Source organism: Lysinibacillus sp. HST-98, from assembly GCF_016757845.1.
In the GTDB taxonomy this organism is placed as follows: domain Bacteria; phylum Bacillota; class Bacilli; order Bacillales_A; family Planococcaceae; genus Lysinibacillus; species Lysinibacillus capsici.
In genome coordinates this window covers 1-17035 of sequence record NZ_JAENHX010000012.1, presented here as the reverse complement: position 1 = coordinate 17035, position 17035 = coordinate 1, and the positions used below count along the sequence as shown (strand labels likewise).

The following is a 17035-nucleotide window of genomic DNA, read 5'->3' as shown; positions in this document are numbered from 1 at the left end:
GCATATCTCTCCTTTGAACAATTACACATATTTGTAATTGTTTAAACAACTGAAACACTTTCATGAATTAGCGCATAACAGCAGGTAATAATAACTTATTCTTCATCACATCGAAAATTCCTTGTGGTGTTATACGAATATATGGTAAATGAGTAGATTGTAAAAATAATAATGTATAAATGGCATCTCCTAATTGATAGCCTCTATCTGCTAAAGCTTGTTTTAAAGCCTTTTCTTTCTCTGTTAAAGTGAATACATCTCCATCATATAAAAGTCCACCAATTGTTAATGGTATATCCGCTATAACTTCTCCTTTTTCGACGAGAACAATACCACCATTCATTGCCTTCATTTCTTCGAAGGCTTTCATCATATCGTCTTTATTTTTTCCAATTAACAATATGTCACCCGTGTTCGAATAAGAGGATGCAAAGCCTTGGACATCTGTTGCAAATCCTTTAATCATTGTATTTACATGCCAGTTGCCTTTTCGATTAATGAGCATTAAATAGCACTCATCATGATTTGCCAATTGCCCTTCTTTAGCAATTAAAGAATTATAAGGCTTTGTAATCACATCATTAACTAATTGAATCCCAAACGGCATAGAAAACTGAAAATCCTGTGAATCTAATGAGAAATCTAAATCTAGAGCTGGGATGGCAGAATAATCAATTGTCGACATTCTATGCACCCGATCCCCATCACGCTTCAACCAGACACCCTTTGATAAGACACTTTCTGGAACAGGATGATACTCATCTTGTAAAATATTGAGTGAAGCAAAACGCCCTGTTGCGATAAAACCATGTAAATTAGACATGTTGTAATAACGTGCTACATTATAGGAAGCCATTTGGTAAGCATCAATAGGAGATACCCCTGCATCTAAAGCTACTTGAATGCATTTATCCATCACACCATCCTCATGGAATGAAGGTGTTGAACCGTCTGTTGTCATCATTAAATGATCAAAGATTGGAAGTTCTTTTTCTACTATTCCTTTTAGTAGATGTGGTAAATCTGGTCGAATGGAAGAATGACGTAAAGTTACAGCATAGCCCTGCATAATACGACGCTCTACCTCTTCTACTGTCATTGCCTCATGATCACCATCAGCACCAAGCAGTTTCATGCGTGCCAATGTTCTTTCTGAAGCTCCAGGGAAATGTCCTTCAATTTTTTTTCCCAGTCCCTTAGCCATTTGCATACGATAAAGCATTTGATCGTCACCATGCAACAGCTTAGGCCAACCTGTCAACTCTCCACCAAGTAAGACATCACTTCGCTCTAACCACTCTAATATAGAAGTATTAGAGAAAACCTCTTCCTCTTGCTCCAATTCAGTTTGTGAGTCAAAGCGAGTCCACCAATAAAAAGAAAACGGTAGCTTTTTCAAACTCTCTAAAATTGAAAACGCTTTCTTATTTTCTAAATTTAAAACAAAGCTTAAATTATCCGAAATAAAAGTTGTTGTCCCAAGCTGACCACAAAAATCTGCAAATGACTGTGGATGATAAAGCTGGAATGGGTGTACATGTGGCTCAATATAGCCAGGTACGATTGTTTTTCCTGTACAATCCACCACTTCTGTTCCTTCTAATAAAGGAGGCATTCTGTCACCAGCATAGACAATGCGATCTCCCAAAATCCAAATGTTTCCTACTATGAATTGCTTTAACATACTATGCAAATAACGTGCATTCTTCAGCACGATATCTGGTGCCTTTTTCCCATCGATTACTGCTAATTGTTGACGTAATTTTGTTATTTTCCATACTGGATCCATGCTATTCGCTCCTTCCTAAATTACGTAATTTTTCATTGTGTAAATCCAACTTGAAATCACATACTACTACTGCATAAACGCATATTTTCATAAAAATTATGCTTTATGCAATCATCTTGTTTCAATCGTAACACAGCACTTTCATAAAGCAAAGTGCACCTCGCTTATTTTTTCCACAATGACTAAAGGAGGAAGTATGATGATGCAGCAAGCAAATTTAAGCGAAAAGAATGCATTTTGTCGTTTTGCCATGGGGACGAGTTTGACCGCATTTGGTATCGCTAAAGTTTCTAGAAATCCTAATTGTACAAAAGGTCGATTAATGATTGCATTAGGTGCCATGAAAATGGCCGAAGGACTTTTTAAATATTGTCCAACGAAAGCAGTTTTAAGCTCCAATATGCAGAATGCCATGAACACCTCTATGCAAAGTATGTTCAGCGGGCAAAATTCTATGTCTACTGAACAAATCGATAAGCTCATGAAGGATTTTTCCTCTGCTATAGCTGGTAATTCTTCAAGTTCACAAGCCACTGTTTCAAAACAATCTGACACCAGCACTTCAACTCAAAATTCCTTAAAGAGTAGCGATTCTTCAACGAATAAAGCTCAGAATCCTTCTTAGTCAAAGGAGCCGTCCCAATCTATTATTGAGACGGCTCTTACCTCTTACGTTTTGAAACAACAAGAGGTTTCAAAAGACGATAAAAAATATTTAGTGAAGATAATAATTACTTAAATGTACGCCAGCCAATATCTTTACGGAAGAAAAAGTGATCCCATGTTTCCGTTGCAATACCTTCATAAACCTTTTCCTGTGCTTCTTGTAAAGTAGCTGCTTTTGCACCAACTAACAGTACACGTCCACCATTACCAACGAATTGACCGTCTACTAATTTTGTACCTGCATGGAAAACTGCAAGAGATGTCGAAAGTGCCTCTAAATTTGGTAATACCTTACCTTTTTCAACGTCTCCTGGGTAACCCTCTGCTGCAATGACTACACCAAGCATTGCTTCTTCTGACCATTGTAAATCAAAAGGCTGTTCATCCATTAACGCCATCATAAATGCACCAAAATCTGAAACCATACGTGGCAATACAACTTGCGTTTCTGGATCACCAAAACGAGCATTAAACTCTATAACCTGAGGACCTTTCTTCGTTAAAATTAACCCTGCGTATAAAATACCTGTAAAGGAAGCACCATCTGCCTCCATCCCTTTAACAGTTGGTTCTACAATAGTTTGAAATGCAATATCTACTACCTCTTGTGGAATTTGTGGTACTGGTGAATAAGCACCCATACCTCCTGTATTTGGTCCTTTATCACCGTCATAAGCTCGTTTATGATCTTGTGCAATAACCATCGGATAAATTTGTCCTTTGTGTACAAAAGACATAAAGGAGAATTCTTCACCGTCTAAAAATTCCTCAACGACAACTCGTGAAGAGGATTCACCAAAACGTTGGTTTCCAATCATATCCTCTACAGCTTCAATTGCTTCTTCCTCTGTCATTGCCACGACAACGCCCTTACCAGCTGCTAAACCATCAGCCTTAATGACAATAGGTGCCCCTTGTTCTTTAATATAGGCTATTGCTTTTTCTGCTTCAGTAAATGTTTTATGTGCTGCTGTAGGAATATTATATTTATTCATAATTTCTTTCGCATAGGATTTACTGCTTTCTATTTGAGCAGCAACTTTTGTAGGACCGAATATACGTAAACCTCTAGCTGTAAAGAAATCGACAATGCCTTCAGCAAGCGGCTGTTCTGGGCCAACAAATGTTAATGCAATATCATTTTCCTTGGCAAATTGAGCGAGACCTGCGAAATCCATTGTATCAATAGCAACAACTTCTACTTCGCCTTGCATCCCATCATTTCCTGGCGCTACGAACACGTTGTTTACTGATGGAGAAATGCTAAATTGTTTAGCGATTGCATGCTCACGGCCACCGCTTCCGATTACTAATACATTCATTTTAGAGAATCCTCCTCTTTGTAAGTAAGACCGAGATGAACCAACATCTCGGTCTGTTTTCATTTCTATATAATTCAACAATTAATGTTTAAAATGACGTACACCTGTGAATACCATTGCAATGCCGTATTCATTTGCTTTATCAATGGAATCTTGATCTTTAATGGAGCCACCTGGTTGAATAATTGCTGTAATTCCTGCAGCTGCTGCCGCCTCCACAGTATCGCTCATTGGGAAAAATGCATCTGATGCTAATGCAGCACCTTTCGCTTTTTCTCCAGCTTGTTCAAAGGCAATTTTAGCTGCACCTACACGATTCATTTGCCCTGCGCCAACCCCAAGTGTCATTTGAGAATCTGTTACAACAATCGCATTCGATTTCACATGTTTGACAACAGACCAACCAAGTTGCAATGCTTCCCATTCTTGCTCTGTTGGTTCTCGATCTGTCACCACTTTAATATCCGCATTGCCAAAGCCATAACGATCTGGCTCCTGTACAAGAAGGCCACCCTCAACTGATACTACATTGAATGCATCCTGTTTCGCTTGCTCGAAAGGAATTGTTAGTAAGCGGATATTTTTCTTTTTCGTTAAAATATCTAATGCTTCTTGTGAGAAAGCAGGTGCAATAATAATTTCTAGGAAAATATGACTTAGCTTCTCAGCAGTTGCAGCATCCACTTCCATATTTAATGCGATAATACCGCCAAAAATAGATGTTGGATCTGCTTCATATGCTTTATCGAATGCTGCCTCTAACGTGACACCAGTGCCAACACCACATGGATTCATATGTTTCACCGCTACAGCAGCTGGCATTTCAAATTCTTTTACAATTTGCAATGCTGCATTACCATCTTGAATATTATTGTAAGATAATTCTTTCCCGTGTAATTGTGTAGCATAAGCTAATGAAAAGTCAGAGCCAAGACGCTTTTGGTAGAAGGCCGCTTTTTGGTGAGGGTTTTCGCCATAGCGTAAATTTTGCTTTAACTCATATGTCATCGTTAAGCTCTCTGGGAACTCTTCTTCAGTCAGGTAGTTCGAAATATAAGAATCATAAGCGGCTGTGTGACGGAAAACTTTCGCAGCTAGTTTACGACGTGTTTCAATTGTTGTGGCACCGTCTGCTTTAAGTTCCTCTAATACTGTTGCATAGTCATTGCTGTCCACGATTACTGTAACATATTGATGGTTTTTTGCAGCAGAACGTAACATTGTTGGTCCACCGATATCAATGTTTTCAATTGCATCATCCCAAGTTACATTAGGCTTTGAAATTGTTTCAACAAACGGATAGAGATTAACACAAACAATTTCAATTGGCTCAATTCCATGCTCATTCATCTGTGCCTGATGAGAGACATCATCAAACTTTCCTAATAGACCACCGTGAATCATTGGATTTAAAGTTTTCACACGACCATCTAAAATTTCAGGAAACTTCGTAACTTCATCTACTGCTGTTACAGCTACCGCATTATCCTGTAACATTTTTTTTGTACCGCCAGTTGATAAAATTTCATAACCTAATGCTACTAATTCCTTTGCAAATTCTAAAATACCATCTTTATTGGAAACACTGATTAATGCACGTTTTGTCACAACAATATCCTCCTAATTTTTATCGTGCTGTCCACGAACTGACTTGCTTCAATAGATTAATAGAGTTAGGTCTTACTTGTTGAGTAGGATTCTCGACCTAACTCCTTTTTCAGTTACTGTAATAATTGCTGTAATGCCTTTGTATATAATAAATGCTCTTGTTTATGAATTTCAGCTTCTGTTGCTTCGCGATTTCCTTCAATGACAGGTACCGCTGCCTGAGCGATAATTGGTCCCGTATCCATTCCTTCATCAACAAAATGCACTGTGACACCTGTTATTTTCACACCATGATTAATGGCTTGTCCAATAGCGTCCTTTCCAGGAAAGGCAGGCAATAGGGACGGGTGAATATTAACAATTCGCTGTGGAAAGGCTGCTAATAATACGTCACTGATTAAACGCATATACCCAGCAAGCACAATCCATTTCACATCACACTCATGTAAAGCTTCGATAATTGCTGTCTCATAAGCTGACTTTGAGACAAACTCTTTTGGATTCAATGCTAACACTGGAATCCCAAAGTTTTCAGCACGCGTTACTACAAATGCTCCAGGCTTATCTGTGACCACTAGTGCGACCTTTGCATGGAGTTCACCACGTTCAATGGCCTCTTGAATGGCTTGAAAATTGCTACCGCTACCTGACGCGAACACGGCTATTTTTGTTGGTGCAGTCATTACACTAAACTCCCATCATGTGAGCCATTAAATACTACTCCGTCACCTTTAATAACACGTCCGATTGTATAAGCCTTTTCACCATTTGCTTCAACTGCAGCGATTACTTTATCAGCTTCAGTTTCTGGTACAGCTATTACAAAGCCAATACCCATGTTAAACACATTATATAAATCTTTATCTTCTAGCTGACCCTTATCTTTTAGGAATTCAAAAATACGTAATACAGGCCAAGAACCTAAGTCGATTTCCGTTGCTAGTCCCTCTGGCATCATGCGTGGTAGATTTTCATAGAAACCGCCACCTGTAACATGTGCACAGCCATGTACATCTGCTGCCTTTAAAGCTGCTAGCACCGGTTTAGCATATAGCTTTGTTGGCACGAGAAGCGCCTCACCGATTGGGCCTAGATCTTCATAGCCTTCTACAATAGCATCCACAGCATATTGATGATCTGCAAAGACAATTTTACGCACTAAAGAATAACCGTTTGAATGTACACCACTTGATGCAATCCCAATAAGTACATCGCCTTCTACGATTTCTTCACCTGTTACGATAGCAGACTTTTCACAAGCACCTACCGCAAAGCCAGCTAGATCATATTCATCTTCTTCATAAAGTCCAGGCATTTCCGCAGTTTCGCCACCTATTAGGGCCGCACCTGATTGCACACAGCCATCTGCAACACCTTTGACAATTTGTTCGATTTTTGCAGGCTCTGCTTTTCCAAGAGCTACGTAATCTAAAAAGTACAGCGGTTCTGCTCCTTGAGCAACAATATCATTTACACACATTGCTACACAGTCCACACCGATTGTATCGTGCTTGTCTACCATGAAGGCTAGCTTTAGCTTTGTTCCAACACCATCTGTCCCCGAAATAAGAACAGGTTCTTTAAGATTCAGTTCTGACAAGTCAAACATGCCACCAAAACCACCAAATGTCCCCATTACACCCAGACGGTTCGTACGTTCAACATGAGACTTCATTCGTTTTACGGCTTCATAGCCCGCTTCAATATTTACACCTGCTTGTTCATATGCCTTTGACACGCAGAGTTCCTCCTTATCATCCAAGTCGCCTAAGTTTCCTAGATAGAAATGACTGTAAGACACTAATTTGTTGCGATGTTATTCTTAACGTAATAATTCTTTTTCATGTGGCAAAATCGTATCCGGGAAAATCTCTGTTGGATATTTGCCTGTAAAGCATGCAAGACAAAGTCCTCGGTTTTCATCTTCGTATGGTCGTGCAATTGTTTCTACCATCCCCTCAACAGAAAGGAATGTCAGAGAATCTGCACCAATTGCTTCACGAATTTCATCTACATTATGACTAGAGGCAATTAGTTCTTCATGTGTTGATGTATCAATGCCATAATAACAAGGGTTTGTCATCGGCGGCGATGAAATTACAACATGAACTTCCGCTGCACCAGCATCTTTTAGCATTTTGACAATGCGACGAGATGTTGTACCCCGAACGATAGAATCATCAACCATTACTACTTTTTTTCCTTTTACGACTTGAACAACAGGCGAAAGTTTCATTTTCACACCACGTTCACGTAACTCTTGTGTCGGCTGAATAAACGTACGACCAACATAACGGTTTTTAATAAGACCTAATTCATAAGGGATTCCACTTTCTTCTGCAAAACCAATCGCTGCGGAAATACTTGAATCAGGAACACCTGTTACAACATCTGCCTCAATATGCGCACACTCCCGAGCAAGCTGTTTACCCATACGTTTTCGTGCCATATGAACGTTAATACCATCAATATCCGAATCAGGACGTGCTAAATAAACATATTCCATCGCACACATCGAACGTTTATCCATATCAGCAAAACGATCTGATTTTACGCCCTCATCATTAATAATGATTAATTCACCTGGTTCTACCGAACGAACAAATTCTGCACCAATTAAATCGAATGCACAAGTTTCAGAAGCTACCACCCAGCCATCTCCTAGCTTTCCAAGAGATAGTGGACGTAAACCATGTGGATCACGTGCAACAAGCATTTCATCCTTTGTCATAATTAAGAAAGAATAGGCACCCTTTAAAAGAGATAGGGCATTTTTTACCTTCGCACGGAATGGTGAATGCGAACTTTTCTTAATAAGATGCGCCAACACTTCTGTATCAGAGCTAGAGTGAAAAATGCTACCTTGTCGCTCTAAATATTGCTTTAAATGTGTCGCATTGACTAAGTTACCGTTATGGGCAATTGAAAGGCTACCAGTTGAGGAGTGGAATAATAATGGCTGTACATTTTCAATACCGCCACCACCAGCAGTCGTATAACGAACATGCGCAATAGCTGCTTTGCCGTTCACTGCTTTTAATTTATCTTCGTTGAAAACATCATTAACTAGTCCTTCGCCTTTCACCGCGCGAAGATGCTGTCCGTCTGAAACGACAATTCCAGCGCCTTCTTGTCCACGGTGTTGAAGAGCATGAAGCCCGTAATAGCTAAGGTGTGCTGGATTTGGGTTACCCCAAATACCAAACACCCCACATTCTTCGTTTAAGCCTCTGAGTTCAGCAAGCATGGGATTGCTCCTTTCCAATTAGAACGGAATTCCTCCACTGTACCTTCTACAAGCACACCTTTGTCCCCGTTGATTTTCACAAGTGCATCGTTTGTTACGACACCAATTTTTTGAGCATCTTTCATGATTTCTACAAATGCTGCTGCATTTTCTTCTTTAACTGTGACAACAAAACGAGATTGACTCTCACTGAATAGCGCAGTTGTTGCAGAGCCTGTTAATGTTACATCCACACCAAGACCGTTAGCACCAAATGTTGTTTCAGCAATCGCCACAGCTAGACCTCCCTCTGCTACATCATGCGCAGATTGAACAAGACCTGCTTTAATCGCCTTTAATAAAGCTTGCTGACGTGTCGCTTCAACCTCTAAATCAATAGCTGGCGCTTTCCCTGAAATAACACCATTATTTAAAAGTTTTTGAAGCTCTGAACCACCAAATTCTGTTTTTGTCTCACCAATGACAAAGACAAGATCTCCTGCTGCCTTTACATCCTGTGTCGTTACATGCGCTAAGTCTTCAATAAGACCAACCATACCAATTGTCGGTGTTGGATACACCGCTTCACCTGAACGTTCATTATAAAGAGAAACGTTACCTCCGATTACTGGAGCATTTAATGCCGTACAAGCTGCCGAAATACCATCCGCAGATTTTTCAATTTGCCAGAAGATTTCTGGTTTCTCTGGATTACCGAAGTTTAAGCAGTCTGTAATCGCAAGTGGCGTACCACCAGTTGCCACGATATTACGAGCTGCTTCGGCTACTGCGATAGCACCACCCACTTCTGGATCTAAATAGATATAACGTGAGTTACAGTCTGTTGTCATTGCCAACCCTTTATTTGTGCCACGTACTCGAATAACAGCAGCGTCAGAGCCTGGTTTAACAACTGTTGATGTACGTACCTGATAATCATATTGATCGTATACCCATTCTTTAGAAGCAATTGTCGGTGCTTTTAATAAAGCAATTAGTGTTTCTTTGTAATCAGTCACAGCAGGTTCAGTGTTTTCGATTGCTTGGAACTGAGCATAGTATGCAGGTTCCGCAGATGGTTTATGATAAACAGGTGCATCTTCTGCTAATGCGTCTGCAGGTACCTCTGCCACTACTTGTCCTTTGTGTAGCAGACGAAGCATTTTATCATCTGTAACGCGACCAATCGCTACTGCATCTAAATCGTATTTATCGAAAATCGCTTTAATTTCCTCTTCGCGACCTTTTTTCACCACTAAAAGCATACGTTCTTGAGACTCAGACAACATCATTTCATACGCTGACATTCCTGTTTCACGCTGAGGCACTAAGTCTAAGTTCATTTCTACACCAGAACCAGCCTTTGAAGCCATTTCTGCTGAAGAAGACGTAAGACCAGCTGCACCCATATCTTGAATACCAACTAGAGCATCCGATTTTACAACCTCTAAACAAGCTTCAAGTAAAAGCTTCTCCATAAATGGATCTCCAACTTGTACTGCTGGACGTTGGTTTTCTGATTCCTCAGTTAATTCCTCAGAGGCGAATGTTGCACCATGAATACCATCACGGCCTGTTTTCGCTCCAACATACATCACTGTATTACCTACTCCAGCTGCAATGCCTCGTTGAATATCCTTATGATCAATTAAACCAACACACATAGCATTCACAAGAGGATTACCTTCATAGCAAGGATCAAATTGAATTTCGCCACCTACTGTTGGGATTCCGATACAGTTACCATATCCTGCGATTCCCGCTACTACTTCTTCAAATAGATATTTACCACGTGCTGACTTTAATTCACCAAAGCGTAAGGAGTTTAACATAGCGATTGGACGTGCACCCATTGAGAAAACGTCACGGATAATACCACCCACACCCGTTGCAGCCCCTTGATAAGGTTCGATTGCAGATGGATGGTTATGTGATTCCATTTTAAACACTACTGCTTGTTCGTCACCAATGTCAACAATACCTGCACCTTCACCTGGTCCTTGTAATACCTGAGGCCCTTTAGTAGGGAATTTACGTAGTACTGGCTTTGAATTTTTGTACGAGCAGTGTTCAGACCACATTACTGAGAAAAGACCTGTCTCTGTCCAGTTAGGTAGACGTCCTAAAATACCTTCTACCATTGCAAATTCTTCGTCTGACATCCCCATTCCAGCGTATAGCTTCTCATCTTTAATCTGCTGTGCTGTTGGCTCAAACTTAGTTGTTGACATGATTTTCCCTCCACTGCTTCACGATTGATTTAAATACTGCTAGACCGTCTGCGCCGCCCACCAGTGCATCAACAGCTCGCTCTGGGTGTGGCATCATCCCTAATACATTGCCGCGCTCGTTTATAATCCCTGCGATATCTTCTAAAGAACCGTTTGGATTGTCACCTGAGTATGTGAATACGATTTGATTATTATCTTTTAGTGATTGTAAAGTTTCCTCGTCACAGTAGTAGTTACCTTCACCATGTGCGATTGGAATATTGATGATTTGACCTTGCTCATATTGATTTGTGAATAATGTATTGTTGTTTTCAACTTTAAGCTGCACTGTACGGCACATAAATTTTAAGTTTTTATTGCGCAATAAAGCTCCTGGCAATAAACCTGCTTCTGTTAGGATTTGGAAGCCATTACATACACCTAATACAGGTTTACCAGCATCTGCTGCCTTCTTAACTTCTGTCATAATGTTAGATTGATTAGCCATTGCACCACAACGAAGATAATCCCCATAGGAGAATCCTCCAGGTACTAATACACCATCAAAACCACTTAGATCTGTTGCTGTATGCCATACATATTCTACTTCTTCACCTAGCTCGTCTTTAATCGCATGATACATATCGATGTCACAGTTTGACCCAGGGAATACGAGTACTGCGAATTTCATGATTAAATAGCCTCCTCGACTTCGTAACGGTAGTCTTCAATTACAACGTTCGTTAAAACCTTTTCACACATTTCTTTTACTAGAGTATCAATGTCACGTTCTGAATCTTTAATTGATAGTTCAAGATATTTACCGATACGTAAATCTTCTACTTCACCGTAGCCCATCTTCGCTAAAGAACCTTGTACTGCAGAGCCTTGAGGATCAAGAATGCTCTCACGTAATGTTACATAGATTTTTACTTTTTTCATTGTTATTTGCCTCCGAGTCTAGAAAGTATAATAGTATAAACTTCAGTTAAATTACCAAGGTCACGACGAAAAACATCTTTGTCTAACTTTTGCTTCGTTGTTGCATCCCAAAGTCGGCATGTATCTGGTGAAATTTCATCTGCCAATAATACATGACCATCCATATCACGGCCAAACTCTAATTTAAAATCAATCAATGTCACATTGACATCTGCAAAGATCGGCTGTAGCACTTTGTTAACGGCTAATGCACCATCATAAATAGCTGTTACTTCAGTTGGTGTGGCAAGTCCAAGAACATCAATATGTTCTGTCGTAATAAGTGGGTCGCCTAAATCATCGTCTTTATAATAAAATTCAACGATTGGTCGTTTTAAAGGTGTCCCTTCTTCAAGACCTAGACGCTTTGCTAAACTTCCAGCAGCAATATTACGAACAACTACCTCAATCGGAATAATTTCTACTTTCTTTACAAGTTGTTGTGTATCGGATAATTGTTTTACGAAATGTGACGCAATTCCGTTAGCTTGTAATTTTTCGAAAATTAATGAAGTAATGCGATTATTTAAAATGCCCTTACCTTCAATTTCCTCTTTCTTTTCACCATTGAATGCTGTTGCACTATCCTTGTACTCAACAAGTAGCACATTTGGCTCCTCTGTTGTGAACAATTTTTTTGCTTTACCTTCATACAAAAGTTGACCTTTAGTCATTTCGTTTTCCCCCTGATATTATGAGATACGCTTGTAATAATGTTCAGAATTGAACCGTATCTCTACGATTCAACTCTGAAACTTTTTACTGGTGGCTCTAACATTTATTAGTAGGTGGCTAAATAAATATTAGTTAAGTCCTAGTCGTTCAAAAATCATATCAACATGCTGTAAGTGGTAGTTGTAATCAAAACAATCATCCAACTCTTCTTTTGTTAAATAAGATGTGATTTTTTCACTTGCATCGACTAATGTACGGAACTGAACTTGCTCGTCCCAAGCCTGCATTGCTAAAGGTTGTACTGTATCATAAGCTTCTTCACGTACTAGTCCTTTATCAATCAATGCTAGTAAGATGCGTTGAGAATAAATAAGACCAAATGTACGATCCATATTACGTTTCATGTTCTCGGGGAATACTGTTAAGTTTTTCACAATATTACCGAAGCGATTTAGCATATAGTTCAGAGTAATAGTTGCATCCGGTAAAATAACACGCTCTGCAGATGAATGTGAAATATCACGTTCATGCCATAAAGCGACATTTTCATAAGCAGTCACCATATAACCTCGCATTAAACGAGACATACCAACCATGTTTTCAGAACCGATTGGATTACGCTTATGTGGCATTGCTGATGATCCTTTTTGACCTTTTGCAAAAGCTTCCTCCACTTCACGTGTTTCAGATTTCTGTAGTCCACGAATTTCTGTTGCGAATTTTTCAATTGAAGTAGCGATTAAAGCTAATGCACCTAAATACTGAGCATGGCGGTCACGCTGTAATGTTTGTGTTGAAATCGGTGAAGCTGCAAGGCCTAATTTGTCGCAAACATATTGCTCAACACGAGGATCGATATTGGCATATGTTCCAACAGCTCCAGACATTTTTCCTGTTTCAATTACTTTGGCAGCTGCTTCAAAACGTTCAAGGTTACGCTTCATTTCCTCATACCATAAACCAAGTTTCAAACCGAAAGTTGTTGGTTCAGCATGAACACCATGTGTGCGTCCCATCATAACTGTATGTTTATGTTCTTTTGCCTTAGTAGCAATAATATCAATGAAATTCACGATATCTTTTCGTAAAATATCATTTGCTTGTTTGATTAAATAAGAAAGTGCTGTATCTACTACGTCCGTAGAAGTTAAACCATAATGTACCCATTTGCGCTCCTCTCCAAGTGTTTCAGAAACAGCACGAGTAAAGGCTACAACGTCATGACGAGTTTCTTGTTCAATTTCTAATATACGATTCACATCAAATGAAGCATTTTCGCGAATTTTAGCAACATCCTCTTTTGGGATATCCCCTAACTCTGCCCATGCTTCACAAGCTAAAATTTCAACCTCTAGCCAAGCTTGGTATTTATTTTGTTCTGTCCAAATTGCGCCCATTTCGGGTCTTGTGTAACGTTCAATCATCGCGTATCTCCTTCTATTCTGACCAAATGCCAGAACTCTCGATTTGTTGTAGTGTAGCTTCTAAGTCTTTTGTCATAATCGTCACATGGCCCATTTTACGGTTGACCTTAGCTTCAGCTTTCCCATAAAGATGTATGGACCATTCAGGATATTTAGCAATTGAGTTACTGAGTGGCACGACATGCTGCCCTAATACATTGACCATAATGGATGGTGCCCATAGTTGTGGCTTACGTAACGGCCATCCACAAACAGCACGAATATGCTGATGGAATTGTGAAACATTACATGCTTCAATTGAATAGTGACCAGAATTATGAGGTCTTGGTGCTAATTCATTGATAACAATACTACCATCTTCTAATACAAACATTTCTACCGCTAGCGTTCCTACTAAATGTAAATAATCTGCAATTTTCAAAGCTTCCCGTTCTGCAGCTTGAGCTGTGCTTTCAGTTATGCGAGCAGGTACTATTGTCTCGTGAAGAATATGATGAACATGAATGTTCTCTCCAACTGGCTGGCAATACGATTCACCATGACCATTTCTTTGAACAATGACCGATACTTCCTTTACGAAAGGAACAAATCCTTCTGCAATACATTGCGAATGCGTGAATAATTCTTTCGCTAAAGGCAAATCTTCAGTTGATTTTAAAAGCTGCTGTCCCTTGCCATCATAACCACCTCTTGCTGTTTTGACTATACAAGGATAACCAATCGAATCAATATTGGCTACTAATTCTTCATAAGTTTTTGCAACAATATATGGTGCTACTGGGCAACCAGCTTTCACAATAGCTTCTTTCTCTGTTATACGGTTTTGTGTAATACGTACCAACTCTGCTCCTTGAGGAACATAAGCCATTTGTGATAAACGCTTTAAGCCTTCATAATCAATATTTTCAAATTCATATGTGATAATATCACTTACTTCTGCAAGTTCTTCTAAAGCAGCTTCATCATCATATGGAGCTACAATGCGAATATCTGCTACCTGCCCACAAGGTGAGTCCATTGCTGGTTCAAGAACAGCCACTTTAAAACCAGACTCCTTTGCAGCAAGTGCCATCATTCGACCAAGTTGTCCTCCACCGATAATGCCTATCGTTTGTCCAGGATAAATAATCTTCGTCACACTAAGTCACCTGTACTTTCTAATACTTGCTGCTTTGTTGCTTCACGTCTAGCATCTAATTTATTAGCAAGCTCGGCATCTGTTGTTGACAAAATTTGAGCTGCAAGTAACCCTGCATTCGTCGCTCCTGCTTTGCCAATCGCTACAGTTGCTACAGGCACGCCACCAGGCATTTGAACGATGGATAATAGTGAATCAAGTCCATTAAGTGCACGTGATTGAACAGGTACACCGATGACAGGTAGTGTTGTTTTAGCTGCTACCATTCCTGGTAAATGTGCGGCACCGCCTGCTCCAGCAATAATTACTTGTATTCCTCGCTCGCGAGCTGCCTCTGCATATTCAAACATTAAATCAGGTGTACGATGTGCAGATACAACTTTCTTTTCGTACGGTACTTGTAATTCATCTAAAATATCACATGCATGTTTCATTGTTTCCCAGTCACTTGAACTACCCATAATGACACCGATTTTCGGATTCATAAATTGTCGCTCCTTTTAAACGATAGAAAAATGATCAATTATTTATTGTGCTAGCCTCTATTTGAATAGCTACTGCAATTCTTATTTACAAAGAAAATCCCCAAATAAACTACTCTCTACCGGTACACGTGAAAGCAGTTTACTTGAGGATTATTCGGACAAGGTCGTCTCCATGTACATAGAACATAGCTGTACAAAGACCTTCTCACCATACGCCAAAAGTGCTTTCCCGCATAGTCCAGCATTTACGGTGCCGGGTAGAGACACTAGAGCCAATCCTCTAGCATATATGTGGGATCTATTTGTTTTTCCTTCTCACATTTTAACAAGGGATTGTCTTATCGTCAATCCAAAAATGCGAACATTTTTTATTAGGTCGAAAAAAATGTTCGGTTTTTAGTCAAAATCATTCGATATCTTGAGCAGGTATACCTTTAAACTGAATTTTTTGGCGCAGATAAGCTGGCTCACCATCTACGATATGAAAAAGTGGCTCTTCTTTTCGTCCTATGACCATAAAGCCTTCTTTCCGCATTCTTGCCAAACAATCCTCGATTGACTCGTTTTCCTGTACCTCATACCAAATTTGCTTTTTTCCCAACTTTTTCTTCCTTTCCATTGTACATATTCATTCACAATCAATTTGTAATTCATTATACCTTTTGTTGTTTACAGAAGTATGTAAGAACTTAAATAAATAGAAAAAACTGCAGATTCCTCTCCGCAGTTTTAATGAATGCTCATGGAACATAAAATGCCTTTAAATAGATACAAAAAAATAATAGCATTAGGAACAAATGAAGGACAACAAGAACCGTACGATATCCTTTGATGCCAAATAGGGCACTGGTGATGCCTACACCACCTAAAATAAACGGTATAAACATATTTACACGATAGAGAAATGTAAAAAGATTTCCATACCATTTGGTTGAATCGTAGCCAAACATAAAGAATATAAGTAGTAGACTTGTGATCGAAATCGCAGAAAAAATGTTCTGCCTCATTTTGATTCCTCCATTATTAAATCCAGAATGTATCTAGGTGAAAGAATTTTCGTTTAAATCCACTTGAAAATATTAAATATATTATAGCATTTTATGAATAGTTCACAAAATAAAAAAAGTCATGGAATAGATCCATGACTTTATAATTGCCTAGCGACGTCCTACTCTCACAGGGGGAAGCCCCCAACTACCATCGGCGCTAAAGAGCTTAACTTCCGTGTTCGGTATGGGAACGGGTGTGACCTCTTTGCCATCATCACTAGACTTTTATTCGACCTCCAATACACGGCGTATTACGGCGTCTTGAAGCTCTCTTTTTTGTTGAAAGAATTATTCTTTCAAAACTGGATAAACGGTGCATTGAATGTTTCAAACTTTTTTGGTTAAGTCCTCGATCGATTAGTATTCGTCAGCTCCATGTGTCACCACACTTCCACCTCGAACCTATCTACCTCATCGTCTTTGAGGGATCTTACTTACTTGCGTAATGGGAAATCTCATCTT

Annotated in this window: 16 protein-coding genes, 2 rRNA genes and 1 riboswitch; of the genes, 1 reads left to right on the top strand and 17 read right to left on the bottom strand. The window is 39.4% G+C overall.

Annotation, left to right across the window (positions count from 1 at the left end):
- Positions 1 to 67 precede the first annotated feature (67 nt).
- The gene (locus tag JIN86_RS20625) at positions 68 to 1789 is read right to left on the bottom strand and encodes an adenine deaminase C-terminal domain-containing protein (RefSeq protein ID WP_004225722.1); all 1722 of its coding nucleotides are present in this window, start codon (positions 1787 to 1789) and stop codon (positions 68 to 70) included.
- A 199-nt stretch (positions 1790 to 1988) separates the two neighbouring features.
- On the opposite strand from JIN86_RS20625, the gene JIN86_RS20620 reads away from it, so the two are divergent.
- On the top strand, positions 1989 to 2414 hold the full coding sequence (locus JIN86_RS20620; RefSeq protein WP_202342751.1) for a YgaP-like transmembrane domain: 426 nt from the start codon (positions 1989 to 1991) through the stop codon (positions 2412 to 2414).
- A 106-nt stretch (positions 2415 to 2520) separates the two neighbouring features.
- Here JIN86_RS20620 and purD read toward each other — a convergent pair whose 3' ends face one another.
- The 16 genes from purD to JIN86_RS20540 all read right to left on the bottom strand — a co-directional run.
- A complete protein-coding gene (gene purD / locus JIN86_RS20615; protein WP_202342750.1) occupies positions 2521 to 3777 on the bottom strand; it encodes a phosphoribosylamine--glycine ligase in 1257 nt (418 codons plus the stop codon).
- An 81-nt stretch (positions 3778 to 3858) separates the two neighbouring features.
- On the bottom strand, positions 3859 to 5385 hold the full coding sequence (gene purH, locus JIN86_RS20610; protein ID WP_004225728.1) for a bifunctional phosphoribosylaminoimidazolecarboxamide formyltransferase/IMP cyclohydrolase: 1527 nt from the start codon (positions 5383 to 5385) through the stop codon (positions 3859 to 3861).
- Positions 5386 to 5498: 113 nt separating this feature from the next.
- Positions 5499 to 6068, bottom strand: coding sequence for a phosphoribosylglycinamide formyltransferase (gene purN, locus JIN86_RS20605; protein ID WP_004225729.1), 570 nt, complete (start codon positions 6066 to 6068; stop codon positions 5499 to 5501).
- Positions 6068 to 7123: a phosphoribosylformylglycinamidine cyclo-ligase gene (purM, locus tag JIN86_RS20600; protein ID WP_009374267.1), complete on the bottom strand. Its 1056-nt coding sequence runs from the start codon at positions 7121 to 7123 to the stop codon at positions 6068 to 6070. Before purM ends, purN begins: the two co-directional genes overlap by 1 nt.
- 84 nt (positions 7124 to 7207) lie before the next feature.
- Entirely contained in the window at positions 7208 to 8632 is a 1425-nt protein-coding gene (gene purF / locus JIN86_RS20595) for an amidophosphoribosyltransferase (protein WP_004225733.1), read from the bottom strand.
- Positions 8608 to 10842, bottom strand: coding sequence for a phosphoribosylformylglycinamidine synthase subunit PurL (gene purL / locus JIN86_RS20590; RefSeq protein ID WP_004225735.1), 2235 nt, complete (start codon positions 10840 to 10842; stop codon positions 8608 to 8610). The genes purF and purL overlap by 25 nt, the downstream gene beginning before the upstream one ends.
- A complete protein-coding gene (purQ, locus tag JIN86_RS20585) occupies positions 10829 to 11512 on the bottom strand; it encodes a phosphoribosylformylglycinamidine synthase subunit PurQ (protein ID WP_048394895.1) in 684 nt (227 codons plus the stop codon). Before purQ ends, purL begins: the two co-directional genes overlap by 14 nt.
- A gap of 2 nt (positions 11513 to 11514) precedes the next feature.
- Positions 11515 to 11763, bottom strand: coding sequence for a phosphoribosylformylglycinamidine synthase subunit PurS (gene purS / locus JIN86_RS20580; protein WP_004225741.1), 249 nt, complete (start codon positions 11761 to 11763; stop codon positions 11515 to 11517).
- Between the two features lie 2 nt (positions 11764 to 11765).
- The gene (purC, locus tag JIN86_RS20575) at positions 11766 to 12476 is read right to left on the bottom strand and encodes a phosphoribosylaminoimidazolesuccinocarboxamide synthase (protein WP_004225744.1); all 711 of its coding nucleotides are present in this window, start codon (positions 12474 to 12476) and stop codon (positions 11766 to 11768) included.
- Positions 12477 to 12605: 129 nt separating this feature from the next.
- Positions 12606 to 13901: an adenylosuccinate lyase gene (gene purB, locus JIN86_RS20570; protein ID WP_004225746.1), complete on the bottom strand. Its 1296-nt coding sequence runs from the start codon at positions 13899 to 13901 to the stop codon at positions 12606 to 12608.
- Between the two features lie 13 nt (positions 13902 to 13914).
- Complete coding sequence (gene purK / locus JIN86_RS20565; protein WP_004225748.1) at positions 13915 to 15039, bottom strand: 5-(carboxyamino)imidazole ribonucleotide synthase; 1125 nt, start codon at positions 15037 to 15039, stop codon at positions 13915 to 13917.
- Positions 15036 to 15524 carry a 5-(carboxyamino)imidazole ribonucleotide mutase gene (purE, locus tag JIN86_RS20560; RefSeq protein WP_004225751.1) on the bottom strand — a complete coding sequence of 163 codons (489 nt, stop codon included), beginning with the start codon at positions 15522 to 15524 and terminating at the stop codon, positions 15036 to 15038. The genes purK and purE overlap by 4 nt, the downstream gene beginning before the upstream one ends.
- A 214-nt stretch (positions 15525 to 15738) precedes the next feature.
- Positions 15739 to 15837, bottom strand: a riboswitch (purine riboswitch).
- Positions 15838 to 15930: 93 nt separating this feature from the next.
- A complete protein-coding gene (locus JIN86_RS20555) occupies positions 15931 to 16125 on the bottom strand; it encodes an NETI motif-containing protein (RefSeq protein ID WP_004225753.1) in 195 nt (64 codons plus the stop codon).
- A gap of 139 nt (positions 16126 to 16264) precedes the next feature.
- A complete protein-coding gene (locus JIN86_RS20550; protein WP_004225754.1) occupies positions 16265 to 16531 on the bottom strand; it encodes a hypothetical protein in 267 nt (88 codons plus the stop codon).
- A gap of 148 nt (positions 16532 to 16679) precedes the next feature.
- A 5S ribosomal RNA gene (gene rrf / locus JIN86_RS20545) occupies positions 16680 to 16795 on the bottom strand.
- Positions 16796 to 16910: 115 nt separating this feature from the next.
- Positions 16911 to 17035, bottom strand: a 23S ribosomal RNA gene (locus tag JIN86_RS20540); the annotation flags it as partial.

Bases quoted from the DNA above. Each gene is read 5' to 3' on its own strand.
- JIN86_RS20625 (WP_004225722.1), bottom strand. From the start codon at position 1,789: ATGGATCCAGTATGGAAAATAACAAAATTACGTCAACAATTAGCAGTA.
- JIN86_RS20620 (WP_202342751.1), top strand. From the start codon at position 1,989: ATGATGCAGCAAGCAAATTTAAGCGAAAAGAATGCATTTTGTCGTTTT.
- purD (WP_202342750.1), bottom strand. From the start codon at position 3,777: ATGAATGTATTAGTAATCGGAAGCGGTGGCCGTGAGCATGCAATCGCT.
- purN (WP_004225729.1), bottom strand. From the start codon at position 6,068: ATGACTGCACCAACAAAAATAGCCGTGTTCGCGTCAGGTAGCGGTAGC.
- purF (WP_004225733.1), bottom strand. From the start codon at position 8,632: ATGCTTGCTGAACTCAGAGGCTTAAACGAAGAATGTGGGGTGTTTGGT.
- purL (WP_004225735.1), bottom strand. From the start codon at position 10,842: ATGTCAACAACTAAGTTTGAGCCAACAGCACAGCAGATTAAAGATGAG.
- purQ (WP_048394895.1), bottom strand. From the start codon at position 11,512: ATGAAATTCGCAGTACTCGTATTCCCTGGGTCAAACTGTGACATCGAT.
- purS (WP_004225741.1), bottom strand. From the start codon at position 11,763: ATGAAAAAAGTAAAAATCTATGTAACATTACGTGAGAGCATTCTTGAT.
- purC (WP_004225744.1), bottom strand. From the start codon at position 12,476: ATGACTAAAGGTCAACTTTTGTATGAAGGTAAAGCAAAAAAATTGTTC.
- purB (WP_004225746.1), bottom strand. From the start codon at position 13,901: ATGATTGAACGTTACACAAGACCCGAAATGGGCGCAATTTGGACAGAA.
- purE (WP_004225751.1), bottom strand. From the start codon at position 15,524: ATGAATCCGAAAATCGGTGTCATTATGGGTAGTTCAAGTGACTGGGAA.
- JIN86_RS20550 (WP_004225754.1), bottom strand. From the start codon at position 16,531: ATGAGGCAGAACATTTTTTCTGCGATTTCGATCACAAGTCTACTACTT.